At 57.6% G+C, this 19693-nt stretch carries 10 protein-coding genes; 8 read left to right on the plus strand and 2 right to left on the minus strand.

Features of this window, described 5'->3' with window-relative positions; all coding sequences use genetic code 11:
• Positions 1 to 467 precede the first annotated feature (467 nt).
• Positions 468 to 4106 (minus strand): glycoside hydrolase family 97 N-terminal domain-containing protein, encoded by a 3639-nt coding sequence (locus tag MW046_RS14585; protein WP_247994891.1) that lies wholly within the window; start codon positions 4104 to 4106, stop codon positions 468 to 470.
• 573 nt (positions 4107 to 4679) lie between these two features.
• Between MW046_RS14585 and MW046_RS14590 the strand changes: the two genes are divergently transcribed.
• From MW046_RS14590 to MW046_RS14625, 8 genes are all read left to right on the plus strand, one after another.
• Complete coding sequence (locus MW046_RS14590; RefSeq protein WP_247994892.1) at positions 4680 to 5261, plus strand: thymidine kinase; 582 nt, start codon at positions 4680 to 4682, stop codon at positions 5259 to 5261.
• Positions 5262 to 5639: 378 nt separating this feature from the next.
• The gene (locus tag MW046_RS14595; RefSeq protein WP_247994893.1) at positions 5640 to 9707 is read left to right on the plus strand and encodes a beta-galactosidase small subunit-related protein; all 4068 of its coding nucleotides are present in this window, start codon (positions 5640 to 5642) and stop codon (positions 9705 to 9707) included.
• A gap of 356 nt (positions 9708 to 10063) precedes the next feature.
• A complete protein-coding gene (locus tag MW046_RS14600; RefSeq protein ID WP_247994894.1) occupies positions 10064 to 13015 on the plus strand; it encodes a glycoside hydrolase family 3 protein in 2952 nt (983 codons plus the stop codon).
• A gap of 68 nt (positions 13016 to 13083) precedes the next feature.
• Positions 13084 to 14244, plus strand: coding sequence for an ABC transporter ATP-binding protein (locus tag MW046_RS14605; protein WP_247994895.1), 1161 nt, complete (start codon positions 13084 to 13086; stop codon positions 14242 to 14244).
• Complete coding sequence (locus tag MW046_RS14610; protein WP_247994896.1) at positions 14241 to 15677, plus strand: extracellular solute-binding protein; 1437 nt, start codon at positions 14241 to 14243, stop codon at positions 15675 to 15677. The genes MW046_RS14605 and MW046_RS14610 overlap by 4 nt, the downstream gene beginning before the upstream one ends.
• A 3-nt stretch (positions 15678 to 15680) precedes the next feature.
• Positions 15681 to 16676: a carbohydrate ABC transporter permease gene (locus MW046_RS14615; protein ID WP_247994897.1), complete on the plus strand. Its 996-nt coding sequence runs from the start codon at positions 15681 to 15683 to the stop codon at positions 16674 to 16676.
• 2 nt (positions 16677 to 16678) lie between these two features.
• Complete coding sequence (locus MW046_RS14620; RefSeq protein ID WP_368411421.1) at positions 16679 to 17596, plus strand: carbohydrate ABC transporter permease; 918 nt, start codon at positions 16679 to 16681, stop codon at positions 17594 to 17596.
• A 71-nt stretch (positions 17597 to 17667) separates the two neighbouring features.
• Entirely contained in the window at positions 17668 to 18753 is a 1086-nt protein-coding gene (locus MW046_RS14625; RefSeq protein ID WP_247994899.1) for a Gfo/Idh/MocA family protein, read from the plus strand.
• Positions 18754 to 18922: 169 nt separating this feature from the next.
• Here MW046_RS14625 and MW046_RS14630 read toward each other — a convergent pair whose 3' ends face one another.
• The gene (locus MW046_RS14630; protein WP_247994900.1) at positions 18923 to 19516 is read right to left on the minus strand and encodes a protoglobin domain-containing protein; all 594 of its coding nucleotides are present in this window, start codon (positions 19514 to 19516) and stop codon (positions 18923 to 18925) included.
• Positions 19517 to 19693 lie beyond the last annotated feature (177 nt).

Raw genomic sequence — 19693 nt, forward strand, 5'->3', positions numbered from 1 at the left:
AAAATAATAAATACATTAATTTTAATATATAAGATAATTATTTGGATGGGGGAGAGGAGTATAGAATCGTATAACCTCTCTATTTGAAGCTGTATATCCGTTTTTGGGATAAAGACTCTGTCAATTATGATAAGAAAAATTATAATTAATAATATCGAGCGCGTCTTTGTGTAGAAATATTAGTAATACAGAATTAATGCATATCTGTGAATATGCCCTTCACATAATAGTTGGATAGTATACATATCACGAATGAATGATCGACTCATGAGGACTGCAGTTTGGGAGTAATGGTGTGACTACAACGCTTGACCACAGATAGTACAAAAATATTAATAGTCTATCGGGGGTACAGTTTAGCGTTATTGAGTCAGTACAGCACTATACACCCGAACTCAATGATAGGTTCCAACCGTACCTATTATTATTCTTATTATTTTTGCCAACTTGAATGATCGTCTTGTGCATTATGACATCGAGATAAATGGTAATGATGCCCGTCGATCAGTGGTGTAGGTGAGCGCCTTCTCTTGGGAGGTGTCACCGGGAACTATCACGTCCATGATTCGTGGTGCCATGTCGACTGCGCCAGATGTGGCACCACCGAAGACGTATTGAGCGTGTTGTTCCTCGACTGGACGAAGTGTTCCTCGATCCTCACATTGTACCATCGGAACGACTTCGAGCTCCGTGGCATCGACACCATCGAAGGCGGCCCGGTTGAGGGTCAGGGTGACGGTGCCAGCCGACGTATCGACAGTTTCGTACAGATCGACGGCGTTGCCTTCGTCGTCAGTCACCGGGGTGCCCGTCGCATCCACGACGCTTTTTGTGAAACCGCTGATCTCCACGCGGTAGTGCCACGATCGTTCGAAGGAGACAGTGGCTTGCAGATCCTTGAGGCTGTTTCTCGAACCACCGTTTTTGTTGGGATCGCGCACCCAAAGGACGAACATCTGTGGAGAGAACCCGCGGTCGCTTCCGAAAGCGTTGTAGAGATTCGTGACATCGAACGTGAATTCATAACGACTCGGTGTTTGTTCGACTGTGAACGAGCGCAGATCGAACGCTCCGGGTTCGAACTCGTCGGCAGTCGGATAGGTGTAGTTGCCAGGTCCCTCGTCGTCATCCGCCGGATCCGAGAGTGATGCGACGACCTCCGGCGGTTTGACCCGTACGGTTTCCATGGCCAAGGAAGTCCCGTCAGCCGTTCGTACGGTCACGTCGTACGTACCTGGCGTGTCGATGGTGTAGGAGGACGAATAGGTTCGTTCAGAAGACTGTGGTGGGTAGCGAACGTTCGCGCTTGCTTTCCGATCGCCATCAACGACCAACTCGATAGTGGTACCGCCGATGTACGCACCGCTGTTGGACCCTGTTGCCGTGATAAACGGCTCTTGAACGAACGTTTCGTTGGCGATGGAGACGGTAACGTCTTGGACCGGCCGTTTGTAGGTCGGCAGCTCAACGATTTCCGACCCCCGAGCCGGACGAAGACGGATAGCGGTACCGCCCGACTCGATCATCGACGCCACCACCGTCGTACTCGGATCGACGATAGCCGTATCGACACGGACGTCCGAGTGGTTCGTGCCGAACGCGGCGTCGATACCGTCGGAGTAGATTTCGGCGACGTATTTTGGACCTGAAGCCGCGTCGTCCGGCTCTCCTGTGCTTTTGGCGGAACCACGCGCACCGGGAGCGAGGAAATCGAGTGGCACGTCGAGCGCGCGACCGTTTTCATCGGTCATCGCACCGACGTACCACTCATCACCCTTCCGTCGGGCAGTAATCATATATTCCCCGATCGAGGAATCGAGCACACGCGTATCGTCCCACCCCGCTGCCGGTACGTCCTCGATGAACTGAAATTCGGGAGCGGTCGGACCGCGGATCGGATCCTGTGTCGGTTCGGGCATCGGCGCGTCGGTTTCCGTGACAGCGATGGCGTCGAGGTTAAAGCCGCCGGTGTCCTCGTCGGCCACCAGTAAGGTGATCTCATTGTCGCCGGACTCCAAGGAAACCGTCGTCGAAACCGTCTCCCAGACGTCCCAGTAGTCGGTAGAGGGAACGCTGATCGTGGTGGTAGTGGATCCGTTGACCATCACGGTCGCCGTCCGGTCGGTGTCTGCCGGAACGGCGTTGTTCTCCGCGTCACTGGCGTACCGGAGATGAAGCTCGTAATCGCCAGCTCTGTCGACAGCCGTGACGGTCCAGGAGATCGTCGATCCGGAAGACACGTTCGGATCGATGGGAACGTACGCCTCGCCCTGAGCGTTAGCCCACCGTGCAGCAGTCGAAAAGCCCTGACGGTCACCGTATTCTGCTTGTGCCACGCTGCCGACGCGCAGGGTGGCCGGCTGGTCGGCTAAGTACGAACTCGGTAGATCGGCGACCATTTGGAGGCCGCTGAGGTACGTCGGATACATCGCCAGCTGCTTTGCGCGTGTCGTTTCGATGCCGCCGGATCCCGATTCCATATCGAAGATTCCCGGAGTAAACTCCACCGGACCTCCGAGCATTCGTGTGAACGGGAACGTTACGTGATGCTCGGGACTGATGGATCCGAAAGAATCGTATTCTTGGCCTTTCACACCTTCCCGGGTCATGAGGTTGGGATACGTTCGTCGACGACCGGTCGGATGGATCGGCTCGTGAATATCGAGCAGTTGTCGATTCGCCGCCGCCGTCTCGGCGACGAGCGTATGATGGTTGACTAACATCTGGTTGTGGTGATTGTGACCCTCACCAGCCAGATCTCCGCTGTCAGCGACGTATCCGTTTTTGATGGTCCGGACACCGAGATCGTCGTATAAGCCGAACGCCGCTTCGAGTTGGGACTCGTAGGTCTGAAAGTCTCCGGCTGTCTCGTTGTGCATTGTCATCTGGGTCGGGGGGTCGAGACTCGGCCCGTAGCTGGTCACCTCCTGGAGATCGAAGTCCGGATACGACGAGGTAAAATCGAACGCGCTTCCGTCACCGGGATAGCTTGACCAGCCTTGGTTCCACCCTTCGATGAGCACGCCGGAGATACCGTGTTCGCTGGCGAAATCCATGTACTGTTTTGCCCGGCCGGTCTGTGCGCCGTGGGTACCGGTGTGGGGTCCTTGATACTCCCAGTCGGCGCGATCGGTGATCATCAGCCACCAGATGCCGATGAACTTCTGAGGCTCGATCCAATCGGTTCCCGCCGAAAACACGTCGTCGCTGTAATCTTCGTTGAGATTGACGATCAGGTTCGACTCGACGAGGGCTCCCGGCCGAGAGCAGATCTGGATCGTTCGCCACGGTGTCATATGTGGCGCGGAAGCAGCTACTTTCGTACCGTCGGGCAGGGGTGCTAACGTGGACTCGAAGTCGGTCCCATCGGTCGGTGTGATAGCGAGCGACGCGTAGTCGTCGAGAGCTGCCTCATGGACGCTGACGTAACGGTCCTCGTCCGTCCGCATCGTCATTGGAGTATGTACGCCGTCGAACTCCCCACCCCACTCCGTTTCGAGCGTCGAAGAAACGTCGCTGAGCGACGTCCGTTCGTACTCCACCTCGAAGTTGTTGTAATCGTTTGGGATCCACCAGGAGGTGTAATCCCCGGCGAAATTGTACTCCGTGCGCTCGCTGGTGATGACGAACGGATCTCCGAAGGTGTCGCTAAAGACGAATCGAAACCCGAGCCCATCGTCGAACACCCGCACCGCAAGCGTTCCGGTCCGTCCCGGCGGCTTGCGTTCCTCGAGTCCCACCCGAAGCTCATGGTACTGCTCGCGAATCTCGTCGTACTGATCCCACACAGGCCTCCAGGTCGTATTGACTGTCGACCGTTCGCTCCCAGTGACAGTGAGTCCGTCCCGGAACGCGTCCTGGTTTTGGAATTCGAACCCGAGCGCGGAATCCGCGATAACCGTGGTTCCGTCGTGGACGACACGGTAGTGCAAACCTCCCTCCGAAGCGTCGATCGTGACTGTTATGTTGCCGTCCGGGGAGGTAACCGTCTGTGTAGTCGAATCGTCACCATCCGTCACGTGTGCAGCGACGTCGTCCGGAACTGACAGCGAGTACGCCGACGCAGCGAGCGCAGCGACACCTCCAATAAAAGAACGGCGACTCATCGATGATGTACCCTCTTCGATACATGAATTACCTTCTACGCTGTCTGTCATTCGATCGCTCATTTACGATAGAGTAACTTAATAATTGTGGTGATTGATTCAAATTTTATGAGATAGAATAAATTGATATCAGCCGTAGTAACTCATTGATATCAGATTTGCTTGACACCGGTACGAGTGTAATGGAGCAATCACCTCTGATCTCGTTCCAATATACTAATAGAAGACGTACGCAGCTAAACGCCGGGATATGACTCCGGAGTGTCCACCGGTTTACAGCGGCGTGTCACCCGGCCGTTTCGAAATTGAATCAGTTACGAACTAATACATCATACATCATTGTTCATTTCTATCGTTTCCACGAACGCACCGACCGGATGACCAAAGACGGTTCAACGTTCATACCCAAATAGCATGATTTTGGCATCTTTACGGACAGAGCCATCGGAAGGCCGTTTCGGGGTCGACTGGTGAGCGCATTCGACCCGCTACCGTCGATGCGTTCGCCATAGCAGCCGCGCGCTCACCGGTTAGTGACGACAAGTTTTTACTGTCGCCTGCCGCCTGCCCGGTATGAACGCTATCACGAACAGCGGTTGGGTGGAGGTGATCACTGGCTGTATGTTTTCAGGAAAAACGGAAGAGCTTCTCCGACGAATACGCCGGGCTGAGATCGCCGATCAGTCGGTCGCCGTCTTTACGCCAGCTGTCGACGATCGCTACGGTGAGACGACGATCGGTACCCATACGGGCGCGATGTGGACTGCAACGGTAATCGATGAAGATCAGCCACAGCAAATCCTTGGCTCACTCGACGGTGAAGAAGTGGTGGCTCTCGACGAAGCGAACTTCTTTTCGTCAGAGCTGGTTTCGGTCTGCAAACGCCTTGCTGACGACGGTCGCCGGGTCATCGTCAGCGGGACGGATCAGACGTTTCGCGCCGAACCGTTCGAACCGCTCTCACAGCTCATGACGCTCGCAGAGTACGTCGATAAACTGCAGGCAATCTGTACGCAGTGTGGTGAACCCGCAACGCGTAATCAGCGACTCATCGACGGTGAACCCGCTCACTACGACGATCCAACGATCATGGTTGCCGCGGAGGAATCCTACGAAGCTCGGTGTCGCAACTGCCACGTCATCCGGCGGGAGTGATCACAGGATCGTCCGGAGCGTACTCCTTTCGATCGTCGAGACTGTTCCTGAATCGAGAACGTACTAGTACTGGTCGTGTAACTCGGCTTCCATCCGAACCCGACGCATTCCGGTTCGTCTGAGAGGAACTGCCACGATTGACGCCTCGCATGCCAGAAACAACAGCACTGTTTCGTTCTCGTATAATGAACGAATAGAACACGATGCTCGGCCGCTCCTCATCCTGACGTCCGATACCGTGAGCTGTCCTATGTGAACCGCGTGTCCTACCAAGAACACAAACAGGCGCTAAACCCAGTATATTTTAGTAATATGGAAAGATATTAATTTCATTGTACTGCAATACCATCCGCTAACAGTAACCGTAAGGACATCACAATGAATGAAAACGAGCCATCTACGTCGAAGACGGACAGCTACGCGACGACTCGCCGACGGTTTCTTCAGATGACTGGGGGATCCGCTCTCTTAGCGACCGCGTGGACCCCCGAGACGGTCGCCGCAGCGTCGCCATCCGAACCCGCGACGAAGACCGGTGGTCCCGGCCGGATCACCAACCTCGATGCGTACATCGAAAACCCGTCTGTGTTCGAACAGCACCGCGAACCGACCCACGCTACGGCGACGATACCGTACGGTTCCGTCGAGTCGGCCCGCCGATCTGACGAGCGATTCACATCGCTCGGTGATCGGTTCACCGAATCGGAGTACTGTACGCTGTTGAACGGGGAGTGGCGCTTTTCGTTCTACGAACGACCAGACCAGAGACCGTCGGATCATGCAGCGACCGACTGGGAAACCAGTACGGTTCCACGTCCGTGGCAGATCGACGGCTACGACCAGCAGATCTACGCCAACTGGCAAGAGACGTGGGTGCATTATGAGCCACAACTAGAGGGCGACCTAGTTCCAAGCGATGGCAGCGTCGACGTTCCCGACGTAAACCCTACGGGCACGTATCAGAGAGAGTTTCGCGTTCCTGCCGACTGGGACGACCGACAGGTGTTCGTTCACTTTGCTGGCGTCAAACAGGCGTACTTCGTGTGGATAGACGATCAGTACGTCGGCTTCCAGCAAGGATCGATGACGCCGGGTGAATTCGACATCACCGAACACGTCACCCCCGGCAACGAACACGAGATCACAGTTCAGGTGTACCGCTTCTCCGACGGAGAGGCGCTCGAAGCGATCGACATGTTCCGGTACGCCGGGATCTACCGGGACGTCTATCTGTTCTCAACGCCGTCCGTCCACGTTCGGGATTTCGCCGTTCAGTCCGAGCTTGACGACGCATACCGGGACGGGAACCTACGGATCGATGCCGAGTTGACGAACTACGCCGGCGCTGAAGGGGACACGTATTCGATCCGCGCTTCGCTCTACGAACCGGACGGTGACGGGACGAAAGCGGAGCTGGTCGGTCAGACGACAGTCGACTCCGACGGCGGGGTCGTGAGTATGGAACGCACGATTCGGCGTCCCGAGCAGTGGTCCGCCGAGCAGCCGACCCTGTACACGCTCGTGCTCGAACTGATTTCCGAACGCGGGCGAACGACGGAAGTGTTGCTCGACAAAGTGGGTTTCAGAACCTACGAAACCAGTCGTGGTGGTCCCGGTGCGCAGGTGTTGGTCAACGGTCAACCGGTGAATCTACGTGGCACGAACCGCCACGAAACCGACCCGGAGACAGGACGAACGATGCCCCTCGAAACGATGCGAGCCGACATCGAACTGATGAAGCGGTTCAACGTCAACGCCGTTCGAACGTCGCATTATCCGAACGATCCGACGTTTCTTCGGCTCGCCGACGAATACGGCATCTACGTGATGGACGAGGCCTGTTGTGAAACACACTGGTGGGAAGGTGTGCTCGCCGAAACGGATGGTTACCACGAACAGGCCATCTCCCGGTTCCGGCGAATGGTACTTCGGGACCGCAATCACGCGTCGGTGTTCTCGTGGTCAACGGGCAACGAGGCGGGAACAGCGGCCGAGCACATCGACATGGCTGCTCTGGCGGTTGGACCGGACGATCCGACGATCCCAGACAGTACCGCCGATGCGACTCGGATCGCCGGAGAACCGTCCGAGGCCTCCGAGGGGACCGTCGAAACGCCCGGACTAGCTCCGGATCGGCTGTTGTACCACCAACCGAACCACGGCGGATGGGACATCGAATTCGCCGATATGCTCGGACCACGGTACATCGAACTCGACACGTTGTTGGGACTAGCGGAAGGAGCTGATGTCAGCGACAGTCCCCGGTTCGGCGATCGTTCCAGTGGTGACGGCTCGCCCGGTGCAGGCAACCGACCGGTCGTGATGGGGGAGTACAATCACGCCATGGGGAACAGTCTCGGACTCGTTCACCGGATGTGGTCCGAACACATCCAGCCGACAGTCAGGCGCGCCCGCGATAGGTCTGAAAACGATCACGACGGCGTTCTCGTCGGGTCGCCGACCGTCGATACCGGACAGACAGGCGGGTGTATCACCGTTCGTGGCGACGATCACGTCGCCGTTGAGGACACGGACGCACTCGATTTCACCACCCCTGGATTTTCGATCGCGGTTTCGTTCGCCGAGATCCATCCGAAAACGAGCATCGATCTCGTTTCGAACGACGGACAGTACGCGCTGTCGCTTAAACCCGGTCGTCGGCCAGCGTTCAGCGTGGGTGACCGTTCGGTTGTCGGATCGCCGTTGACAGCGGCGAGCGAAGAGGGATGGCACACGCTCGTCGGCATCTGTCGGGAAGATCGTCTCCAGTTGTACTTCGACGACGAACTGGTGACCGAAACCGGTCGGTCACCGGAACAGATCGATAACGGAGGGACGGTTCGGATCGGAACGTCCGGCCACCGCGGCCGATCCGAACCGCCCGTGACGATCGATTCCGTTCGCGTTTTCGATCGCGCGCTGTCGGTCGACGAGATACGGACTCTCGATCCCGAAGAGACGGTTCTCGACTACTCGTTCGAGACGCTGTTGCGCGATAAAAGCCTCCACGGCGGCTTCATCTGGGACTGGGTAAACCAGGATCTCACACGGACGACCACCGACGACGGGGAGCAACGACGCTACCAGTTCTACGATGGGAATCCCTTCTGTCTCAACGGGATGGTCTGGTCCGACCGCAAACCACAACCCGAACTCTGGCAGCTCAAACACAGCCATCAGCCGGTGAAAGCCGAATCGCTCGATCTATCTGCAGGGGAGCTGTACGTCACCAATCACCACCAGTTCACGAACGTGAATGAACTCGACTGTCGGTGGACGCTCGTTGCCGACGAGGTGGTCCAGTCGGGCACGTTGGATCTCGACATCGAACCGGGAGAGACACGACCAGTACAGGTGCCGTTCGAGCAACCGACCGATCCTGTGCCCGGAATGGAGTACTGGTTACATCTTTCGTTTCAACAGTCCGACAAGACTGACTACGCCGATGCAGGTCACGAGGTCGCCCGTGAACAGTTCGAGATACCGGTCGAGCAGCCGGAACGAACGGCAGTTGGTGCCGGGCAACCGCCACGCGTGTCCGAAACGGCGACGGCGGTGACAGTCACGGGAACGAACTTCGAATACGAGATCGACAAAATGGCGGGGACCCTCACATCGATGCGCCACGAGGGAACTGACATTCTCGATCGGGGACCGTTGTTCAACGCATGGCGTGCGCCGCTCATGAACGACGCCCAAGAGTGGAACGGTGAGCAGGTCTCAGACTGGCGGACAGCCGGACTGGACGCACTCGATCACCACGTCGAGTCCGTGAGCGTCTCACGAACGGACGAGCACGTTCGGGTCGATATCGAGGGCTTCGCCCGCGGGAACGAAGCAGACGGGGCGTCTCCAGCCGGATTCGAGACGACCTACCAGTATCGGGTCTTCGGCAACGGTGCCATCACGATCACCGTCGACGCAGTGCCGAACGACGAACTGAAAGCCATCGTTACGGGATACCTTCCCAAAGTCGGAGTACAACTGGAGCTACCGAGCCGCTTTGGTGACGTCGAGTGGTACGGTCGGGGACCACAGGAGACGTATCCGGATCGAAAAACCGGCGTCGACATCGGTCGATACGCCGGAACGGTGGCCGACCAGTACGTACCCTACCTCCCACCGACGGACAACGGCAACAAGACGGACACCAAGTGGGTGGCGCTCACTGACGAGAAAAGCGGACTACTCGCCCTCGGAGCGGAGCCGATGAACGTGAGTTGCAATCGGTTTTCGAACCTAGCAGCGGCCGACCACGAGTACGAACTCGAAGACCGGGGATCGGTTGCGGTCAACCTCGATCACCGCGTCTCCGGCGTCGGTGGCACGCCGATCGCTCCATTCGAGGAACATCAAGTCAAACCGGTCGAAACGTCGTTCGAAGTCAGCCTTCTCCCCTTCGACGCCGAGGCTAAAGATCCCATGACACTCGTGCATTCGGATTAAGACCCCGTTTCTCCCCGGTACGTCGCTCACTCAGAGCGACTGACAGCCGTTCTTCGATAAATGTGATGGGATTTTCGAAAGAAAATATTCTGTAATAAAGAACAACCGAACTGGACCCACAACGAGGTGGAACGACCGTTCCGGACACCGCTCTGCCGTCGGACACGCCGAATCGCTCTGTTTATTACAGGCGTACACCTGTAATCGCGACCCGCACTTCGGATGATCAGCAGTGTGACAACCGGGAGAATCCACTGTCATATATTCTGTAAAATAGAACAAGGATAGTCGTACTCCTGCGTCATCAGTAGTTGACATCTGCGGTGTATTTTTATTCATGCACATGCAGTTGATTGATGGAGTTTCGAAGGATGATGGATACGACTCGCCGAAACCTACTCGCAATCGTCGGGATCGGGACTGGGATGGCGTTGACCGGTACCGCCGTGAGTGCAGATTCTGAAGAGGATCGCACCGAAGAGCAAGCGCGTGGCTCAGAGCGCGTGAACGACCACATCGAGGAAGTGATCGATCGTCTCGCTACAGAGGAGAAGGTGTCGTTATTACACCAGTACCAACCGTCGATTCCGAGCGTAGATCTCGATTCGTTTCGGACTGGGACGGAGGCGTTACACGGCGTTGCGTGGCTCGGGGAAGCGACCGTCTTTCCGCAGGCCATCGGACTGGGTAGCACGTGGGATCCGGGGTTGATCGAACGAGTCGGCAGTGCCGTGGGTGATGAGGTCCGGGGAAAACACAACGCCAGTTCCGGAACAGTCGGTCTCAACGTTTGGTCGCCAACGGTCGATCCGCTCCGAGATCCTCGGTGGGGACGGAACGAAGAAGGGTATTCAGAGGATCCCCTGTTGAGTGGTGCGATCGCAACAGCATACACGGACGGTCTCACTGGTGACGACCCGAACTATCTCAAAACGGCACCGGTGCTCAAACATTTCATTGGCTACAACAATGAGACCGATCGGACGACCACCAACGCCGAGATACCGCCCCGGCTGTTACACGACTATTACCTCCCGTTTTTCCGTCCCCCGATCGAGGCAGGCAACGCTGTCGGAGTGATGGCATCGTACAACCTCCTCAACGGGCGGCCGATGACGGTCTCACCGTTTTTGAACCGATACGTCCGCGATTGGGCACCCGACGGTGGATCGGTGCTGAACGTCAGCGACGCGTGGGCACCGATGAACCTGACCGAGGCCCAAGATTACTTCGAATCGAAGGAGAAAGCCCGCGCCAGTGCACTGACCGCGGGTTTGGACAGCTTCACCGAACATGGATCCGACAGTTCAACCACGACCGAGGCACTACTCGGCGCGCTCGATGCGGGGTATCTGGACGAGGCGGATCTCGACGAAGCAGTCGGTCACGTTCTACGGGTTCGGGCACTGCTCGGAGAGTTTTTGCCGCCGTCGGAAGATCCCTACGCGGATCTCACTGCTGACGTCATCGGACGGCCTGCTCATCGAGAGCTGGCCCGTGAGACAGCACGCAAACAGACCGTTCTCCTCAAAAACGATCCCGAAGTGCTTCCGATTTCGGAAGACGACAGCGTTGCCGTTCTCGGACCCTTATCCGACAGGCTGTTCGAGGATTGGTACAGCGGGACGATGCCGTACCGGAACACCCCCGAGGACGGTGTACGCGATCGGATCGGTGCCGAACAGGTTCACACCGCCGTCGGCGCCGATCGGATCGCGCTTCGGGAACGGGACTCGGGGAAGTACGTCACAGCCGGTGTCGGCAAAGGCGGCGGCGTCCTCGGACTCAGCGATACCGACGCTCCTAACGTACAGCTGTTCGAAACGGTACAGTGGACGGAAACCGCATGGACGCTCCGGGCAACGGCGAACGACCGGTACGTGACTGTCGATGGCGACCAACTCATCAACTCTTCGGAACGGCCCGCGGGCTGGGAGGTGGTCCAAGAGGCCTTCGAGTTCGTCGATGTCGACGATGGTGTAGTGCTTCGACACCCGAGCAGCGATCGCTACGTAGCGATCACGGATGGATCGCTTCACGCTACTGCCGAACAGCGGTCCGACGCCACCAGATTCGTTCGCGACGTACGCCACGACGGTATCGAGACGGCGATCGAAACCGCGAGCGACGTGGACGTCGCTGTCGTCGTGGTCGGCACACACCCCCTGATGGGTGGCCGTGAAACACGGGATCGCGAAACGCTTGCCATTGCTCCGTCCCAACGGGAGTTACTCGCGCGCGTCGCTGACGCCCAGTCACAGACCGTACTGGTTATCGAAAGCAGCTATCCCGTTCGCGTAGAAGAAGAAAAGCGTCTTCCCTCGATCCTGTGGACGAGCCATGCCGGGCAGGAAACCGGTCGCGCGGTGGCCGACGTGTTGGTCGGCGACATCTCTCCCGGTGGTCGGTTGCCCCAGACGTGGCCGCGATCTGTCGAGCAACTGCCGGACATAACGGAGTACAACATCGCCGAAACGGGAATGACCTATCGCTACGGACAGGCGAATCCGCTGTACGCATTCGGGCACGGACTCTCATACAGCAGCTTCGAATACGACGATCTCCGTGTGTCCCCACGAGGGCCGCTCGAATCGGGTGCCACCGCGACCATCAGCGTCCGAGTGACCAACACCGGATCGATGGCTGCTGACGAAGTCGTCCAGTTCTACACCACACGGCACCAGTCAGGAACAACTCACCCCGATCGCGTTCTCCGGGGATTCGATCGGGTGCACCTCGCACCCGGTGAGAGCACGACGGTCGAATGCGCCATCGATCACGAGGCGTTCTCCGTTTGGGACGTAACACGACGAAAACGGATCGTCGAACGGGCGAGCCATTCGGTGCTCGTCGGTGCTGCCTCCGATGACATCCGGCTACGCGGATCACTACGGGTCAACGGTGAACGGATTCCACCGCGCGATCTATCCGAGGAGACGCGGGCAGTCGATGCCGACGACTGGTCGTGGTCGGAGGTCGAGCTACTCGATCGGTCACGGATGGACGGAACGGTCGTCGGCATGACCGATGGATCGTGGATCTCGTTCGCCGATGTCGATCTCCGACACAAGCCAACTGAAGCGACCGTTTCGGTCGCCCGATCGGAGCCCACCTCGACGACGATCGAACTCCGCCATGGCTCTCGATCCGGACGGTTGTTCGGCCGGACCGACGTGCCGTCGACCGGTGACGTGTACGAATACACGGAGCTCTCTATCCCCGTGAGCGGGATGACTGGAAACAGACAGGATCTCTGTCTCGTGGTTCGTGGTGGAACCGTCCGCGTAAACACGATCCGACTCGAATGACGTGTTGCATATAGAACCACCCCAACGACCAACATCTATTTATGATGTAATAGAGACTGTAAAACAGTATGGGATCGCTTCGTTTAGCAACGGTTACCAAACAGTATGACGACGTCGTCGCGGTCGACGGGATCGACCTTGACATCGCCGATAGCGAGTTCATCTCGCTCGTCGGTCCGTCCGGCTGTGGAAAATCGACGACGCTCGAGATGATCGGAGGGCTAACGACACCCAGCGACGGAAAGGTGTTCATCGACGATCAAGATGTGACCGACCTTCCGCCGAAGGATCGTAATCTAGCGATGGTCTTTCAGAACATCGCTCTCTTTCCCCACATGAACGTGTATGATAACATCAGCTATGGACTCCGAATCCGCAACACCGATCCGGAGGAGATCGAGCGACGAGTGAACGACGCCGCCGAGACGCTCCAACTCGAAGGGCTGCTTGAGCGCAGTCCGAGCGAGCTATCCGGTGGCCAGCGCCAACGCGTCGCGATCGGCCGTGCGATCGTTCGCAATCCGTCGGTCTTTCTGATGGACGAGCCGCTCGCCAACTTGGATGCGAAGCTGCGCGTCCACATGCGCACGGAACTCCAGCAGCTCCAGCGTGAGCTGGACGTGACGACGATCTACGTCACGCACGATCAAGAGGAGGCGATGACGATGTCGGATCGCGTTGCGGTGATAAACGACGGGACGCTCCAACAGATCGCTCCGCCACTGACCTGTTACAACGAGCCAGCCAATCGGTTCGTCGCCGGCTTCATCGGCTCTCCCTCGATGAACTTCGTCGACGGTTCGATCAAGGGGACACAGTTCGTCGCCGAAAGCCTGCGCATCGATCTCGGTGATATCGATTGCGATGGTGTGTCCGACGTTACACTCGGGATCCGTCCCGAACACATCCATTTCCCTGACGCCGACCTGCCGGAGAACACCGAGCCGATCGACGCAACCGTCGACGTACTCGAACCGATCGGAGAGAAGATCTTCGTCTATCTGGACGCGGGACTGGAAAAAGCCACGAGCGGAGACTGGTCCGATGCCGAAGACGAGACCGTGGGCCGTTCGCAGTTCCTGATGAGCGCACCCTCCGACTCGACGATCGAAGAGGGCGAATCCGTCGAGATCGTCTTCGATCGGACGAGCATTCACCTTTTCGAGACCGCAACAGGCGAAGCGATCGCACACGGCATCGTCTCGGAGCCGACCAAGCCAACACGATGAGCGAACGTTCATACCACCAGGTCCGTTCGATCGATCGACGCGACCTCCTCAGGTCCGTCGGTGCGGGTGGAATCGTCAGTTTGGCCGGCTGTTTGAGCTGGGGAGAGACGTCGAGTGGATCGAACGGAACGACGATTCAGATAACTGCACCCGACGAATGGCGCAACGCCGCCTCGGAGGTCACACAAAACCTCTACGATGCGGGCATGTCCGAGGATATCCACATCGAGATGGCGAGTCCGGGCCAGACGACGGACGACTCGCTCGCCCAGTATCAGCAGTGGCTCTCAGCGGGACTCTCTACGCCCGACCTGCTGGTCTGTGACGTCGGGTGGATCCGACCGTTCATCGTCCGAGACCAGCTGTTGAGCTTGGACGACATGCTCCCCGACGAGACGCTCACCCGGATCCGAGAGCAGTACGTCGCCCAGAGCGTCCAGTCGGCGACCGGTGACGACGGAAACTTGTATGCCGTACCGCTGTATCCCGACCTGCCAACGATCCAGTACCGACGCGATCTCGTGGAGAACGCCGGGTACGACTGGCAACAACACGCGACCGATCCGCTCTCTTGGAAGCGGTTCGCCGCCGAGCTACAGGACGTCTACGAGCAATCCGACGTCGATTACGGATTCAACTGGCAGGCTGCCTCCGAACTGCAACTCGCGTGCTGTGTGTTCAACGAGTTTCTGAGTTCGTGGGGTGGTGCGTATTTCGGAAATCCAATGGAAAACCTCTACACGATCGGAGATCGACCGGTAACGGTCACCGAAAAACCCGTGCTCGATTCGCTCCGGATGGCACGGACGTTCATCCATGGAACGGACACACCCGATACGCTGGACGGGTTCACCGGGGGGATTACCTCGACGGAGGCCTTTCAGTGGGGACTCTCGCCGTCAATGCGGCCGTTCACGCAGAACAACGCGGTCGCACTGCGCAACTGGCCGTACTCGATCAACATCAACGGTGCCAGCGATGCCCTCGGCGAATCGATGGGCGTGATGCCGATGCCCTACGGCGTACCCGAAGGTGATGGGAAATATCCCGGCACAGGCGGATCGATCGCGGCGCTCGGTGGATGGAACTACGCGGTGAACCCCGAGACCGAACACCGGGAGGCCTGTGTCGAATTCCTCCAAGCGCTTACCACCGAATCGTTCCAGCTCGCAAACTTCTCGCTCATCGGTCATATCCCGCCGATACCTGACGTGCTTGCCAGTGCGACCGACGTTTCGATCATGGGTCGGTACGTCGAGACGCTCACCTACGCCAGCGAACACTCGCTTGCCAGACCGGCAACGACGATCTGGCCCGAGCAGTCACAGGTCGTTGCCCAAGAGGCAAACGGAGTGATGATGGGAGACTACACACCGGAGGAGGGAATGGATCGGCTTGCGAATCGTCTCAAACGGATCGAAGGATCAGTCTGAGCTATGGCGACGGAAAACACACCATCGACGGACACACGGCGACCGAGCCATCGGCTCGATCTTGCCGTGTTGGATCGTATCGAACGCTTGAGCGAAACCCAGTTCGTTTATCTCATGTTGATCCCGGTGTTGCTCTTGTTGGGATCGATGGCGATCTGGCCACTGCTGTACACAGCGAACCTCTCATTGCACGCCGACAACGTACTGAGCCCCGATCTCGTTGGAGGCTTCGTCGGGCTACAGAACTACGTCGATCTACTGACCGGCAAAGCGAATCCGATTCTCCGACGGCCCTTTTTCGATCTGAGCCGACCCTTTACGAGTGCTGTGCCAGTGACGCTCTTGTTTACGCTCGGTGCAGTCGTGATCGAGACGATCTTGGGCTTTGCGATGGCGCTGGTGCTTGATCAACGCTTTCGCGGGCGGCGCTTTGCGCGTGTCGCCATGATCCTTCCGTGGGCCGTCCCGATCGTGATTCAGGGGATGATCTTCTATCTCATGTTCCAGCCCTCGATCGGTTTCGCGGTTGGTCCACTGAACGATCTCGGGCTCATTTCCTCCTCGCCGCTTGCGAACAGTCAGGATGCGCTTTTGATCAGCATCCTCGCCGACATCTGGAAACAGTCGGCGTTCATGGCATTGCTGATACTCGCTGGACTCCAGAGCATCGATCGGTCGCTGTATGAAGTAGCCAAGGTCGAGGGAGCCTCACGGTTGCAGCGCTTCCGGACGATCACGTTCCCCTTGGTGTTGCCCGCGCTCCTCGTTGCCCTACTCTTTCGGACGATCGCGGCGCTCAAAGTGTACGGCGTCGTTGAGACCGTCGCTAGCTGTAACACGGTGCCGACAGTGAGCTGTCTCGTCGTCACGACGTGGAACGCCCACCGCTACGGCTCAGCAGCGGCGATCGCATTTCTCATTGCGATCGCCATCGGGCTGTTGTTACTGATCTATCTCGTCCAATTCCGCGGCGAAGAAGGTGGGGGGCTTGGTATCTGATGATGGGAGACCGTGAAGATACGGAACGAAACCTAATCCAGCAGTACGCGCGACGGGCCATCGAGCGCCCAGAGTCGGCCTACCGCGTGCTCCTGTACGTCGTGATCGCGTTCTTCCTGCTCGCGTCTCTGTTTCCGTTTTACTGGCTGCTCGTGATCGCCCTGACACCGAACCGATCGATCGTGGATATGGGGCTGCTTCCGAAGGGCTTTCAGCCGTGGGTATTCGTCGAAGTGTTCGAGACGATCCCCTTCCACATCTACATGCTGAACAGCGTTATTATCGCCACGCTGACAACGATCGTTGTGCTGTTCGTCGGCAGCATTGCCGGCTACGTCTTCGGTCGATACGACTTCCCGGGACGCACGCCGTTGTTGCTGGTCGTACTCGTGGTCTCGTATTTCCCCGGTGTGGCGTTTCTGATTCCGCTTTTCCAACTGTTCACCGCGAACATCGAGTTCCTCGGCGTACAATCGCCGATGCTGTACAACACCCCGTGGAGTATCGTCATGCCGCTCAGTGCGCTCACGATGCCGCTGATCATCTTTCTGCTGTCGACGTTCTACGCCCAGATCCCGGAGGGGCTCGAAGACGCTGCACGAATCGAAGGCTCGACACGGCTCGGCGCGCTCGTTCGGATCATCATCCCGCTGTCGGCTCCCGGATTCGCCACCGCAGGAATCCTTTCATTCATCATCGTTTACAACGAGTTCTTCTTCTCGTATCTGATGGTGAGCGGGACGGCCACTGGAGGGGCACCGATTCTACACGGTATCTTCCAGTTCCAAGGGAGCCAACAGGTGGCCTACGATCTGATGGCGGCGGCGAGCATCATCGGCGTGATCCCAATGGCAGTACTCGTAATGTTCGCTCAGGACCACATCGTCAGTGGTCTCACACAGGGAGCACTCAAGGAGTAGTTCCACCTGCCGCCACATACTTCCGAATCAGTAACAGTTATTGGATATCGCCGTCTCGACCGATCGTAGTCATGACGTATCGAATCATTCAGGTGGGGACTGGAGGACAGGGTGCACACTGGTGTTCGACGTATCTACCCGAGAACGTCGAGGACGGGCTGATCGACGTCGTTGCCGCGGTCGATGTGGATTCAGAACAACACGAGAACGCGATCGAGCACCTCGGACTGGACCCAGACCAGTGTTACACCGATGTAGCGACCGCTTTCGAGGCAGTCGAGGCCGACGCCTGCACGATCGTGATCCCTCCGTGGCTCCACGAAGACGTCGTCGACGCGGCCATCGAACACGACCTTCACATCCTGAGCGAGAAACCGATCGCCGACTCGCTCGAGGCGTCCGTTCGGATCGCTAAGAAAGTGTCTCGAGCCGGGTTGAAGATGGGTGTCACGATGAGCCACCGGTTCGACAGGGATAAAACATCGTTCAGAAGACAACTACGGCGCGATACCGCTGGACAGCTCGATTACCTCGTCGGTCGATTCACGTGCAACGCTCGTTCCTACGGAACGTGGGGCGCGTTTCGCCACGAAATGGAGGACGTTCTCATGATCGAAGGAGCGGTCCACCAGCTCGATTTTATCGCTGACATGGCCGGCAGCCAGTGTAAAACGGTGTATGCAGACACGTGGTGTCCCGAATGGGCTGAATACGAGGGTGACGTCCAAGCACTGGTACAGCTCCGATTCGAGAACGGAACACGAGCGACGTGGGAAGGCGCGAAGGCAAACGCCGTCACACTCAACGGATGGAACAGCGATTACCTTCGTGCAGAGTGCCGGAACGAAACCCTCGTTCTCGACGATCGGGAGCTGGTTCGATATCCGTACGATCCTGAACAAGAGGGTGTCGTCGGTGGACGGACGACGGCGGGCACACCGGTGGCTCTCGACGAACAGGACAAATGGGACAACACGTGGCTCATCGAACAGTTCGTAGACTGGCTGGACGGCGGCGAGCCGATGGCAACGAACGTTCGAGACAACCTCCAGTCGATGGCGTTGATAGCAGCCGCGATGAAAAGCAACCGAACCGGAACACCGGTCGACGTGCAGTCGTTGCTTGCAGAGACACGTCGATCGATCACGATCGAGTGAATACGACTGCCGAGTTGAAAGCGACAGGAGTCGATATATTTCGATAGAGATCCATCTCACCTTCTCGATTTCAGGCACGGGACGTAAATCGACAGTGGTTTATATCGGTGGTGTCCGGTTCACTTCCGCCGTAACCAGCGGATTTTCTCCTCGTAGAAAGATAGCGCGCTCACCAATCGTCGTCGTGGACGTAAGGGTAGCTCCAGATCGTGACCTGCAACACGACCGATTTGAACCACGCGTGGTACATCGCATCAACCGCTGCCTCGCCGTGGTCGCCGGTAGCGAGGAAGTCCCGAATCGTCGCCGTGATCGGATAGATGAACGCGATGACGTACCGGAGATCGATGTTCGGGACGGAATCGACGTCGTCAGTCCGGTTTTTCCCCGATCGGTGGTGGCGATGGCCAATCTCGAACTGGTAGGCGAGCCACGCCTCGTCGTACGGTGTATCACACGTATCCCGGATCCACTGACCGAACCGGCTGCGAACCCGTTCGAGATACTCCTCGTCCGGTTCGCCGGTCGTAGTATCAGTGAAAAAGTGGAGGAGAAACTCGTGATCACCGATGAACTCATACCAGAGATCGAGAATCTCCTCGATCTGGGGTTCGAGCACCGTACCGGCTTCCCGCAGGTGTTCCTCGTCGTCCTCGGTGAACATGATGGACTGTTTGAGCCGATCGAACTCCTCCATCCCGATGGGCGGCTCAGGAATCGATTCTTCGCCGAGCGTGTACCCTGGTATCGATCGATCACTCATTCTACAACACCTACCTTGAGCTATGGTGGATCAGAACTATAAAATCAAGTAGCCATTTTGAGATCACTATATACGAACGCCGAACGAGATACATTCGTTCGAATCGGGCCGCTTACTGTCGTCGATAGTGATCAGATATCTAACTATGATAGAAAAATTATATTTATGGGGATAGTT

Origin of the sequence: Halocatena salina (assembly GCF_023115355.1) — an archaeon.
In the GTDB taxonomy this organism is placed as follows: domain Archaea; phylum Halobacteriota; class Halobacteria; order Halobacteriales; family Haloarculaceae; genus Halocatena; species Halocatena salina.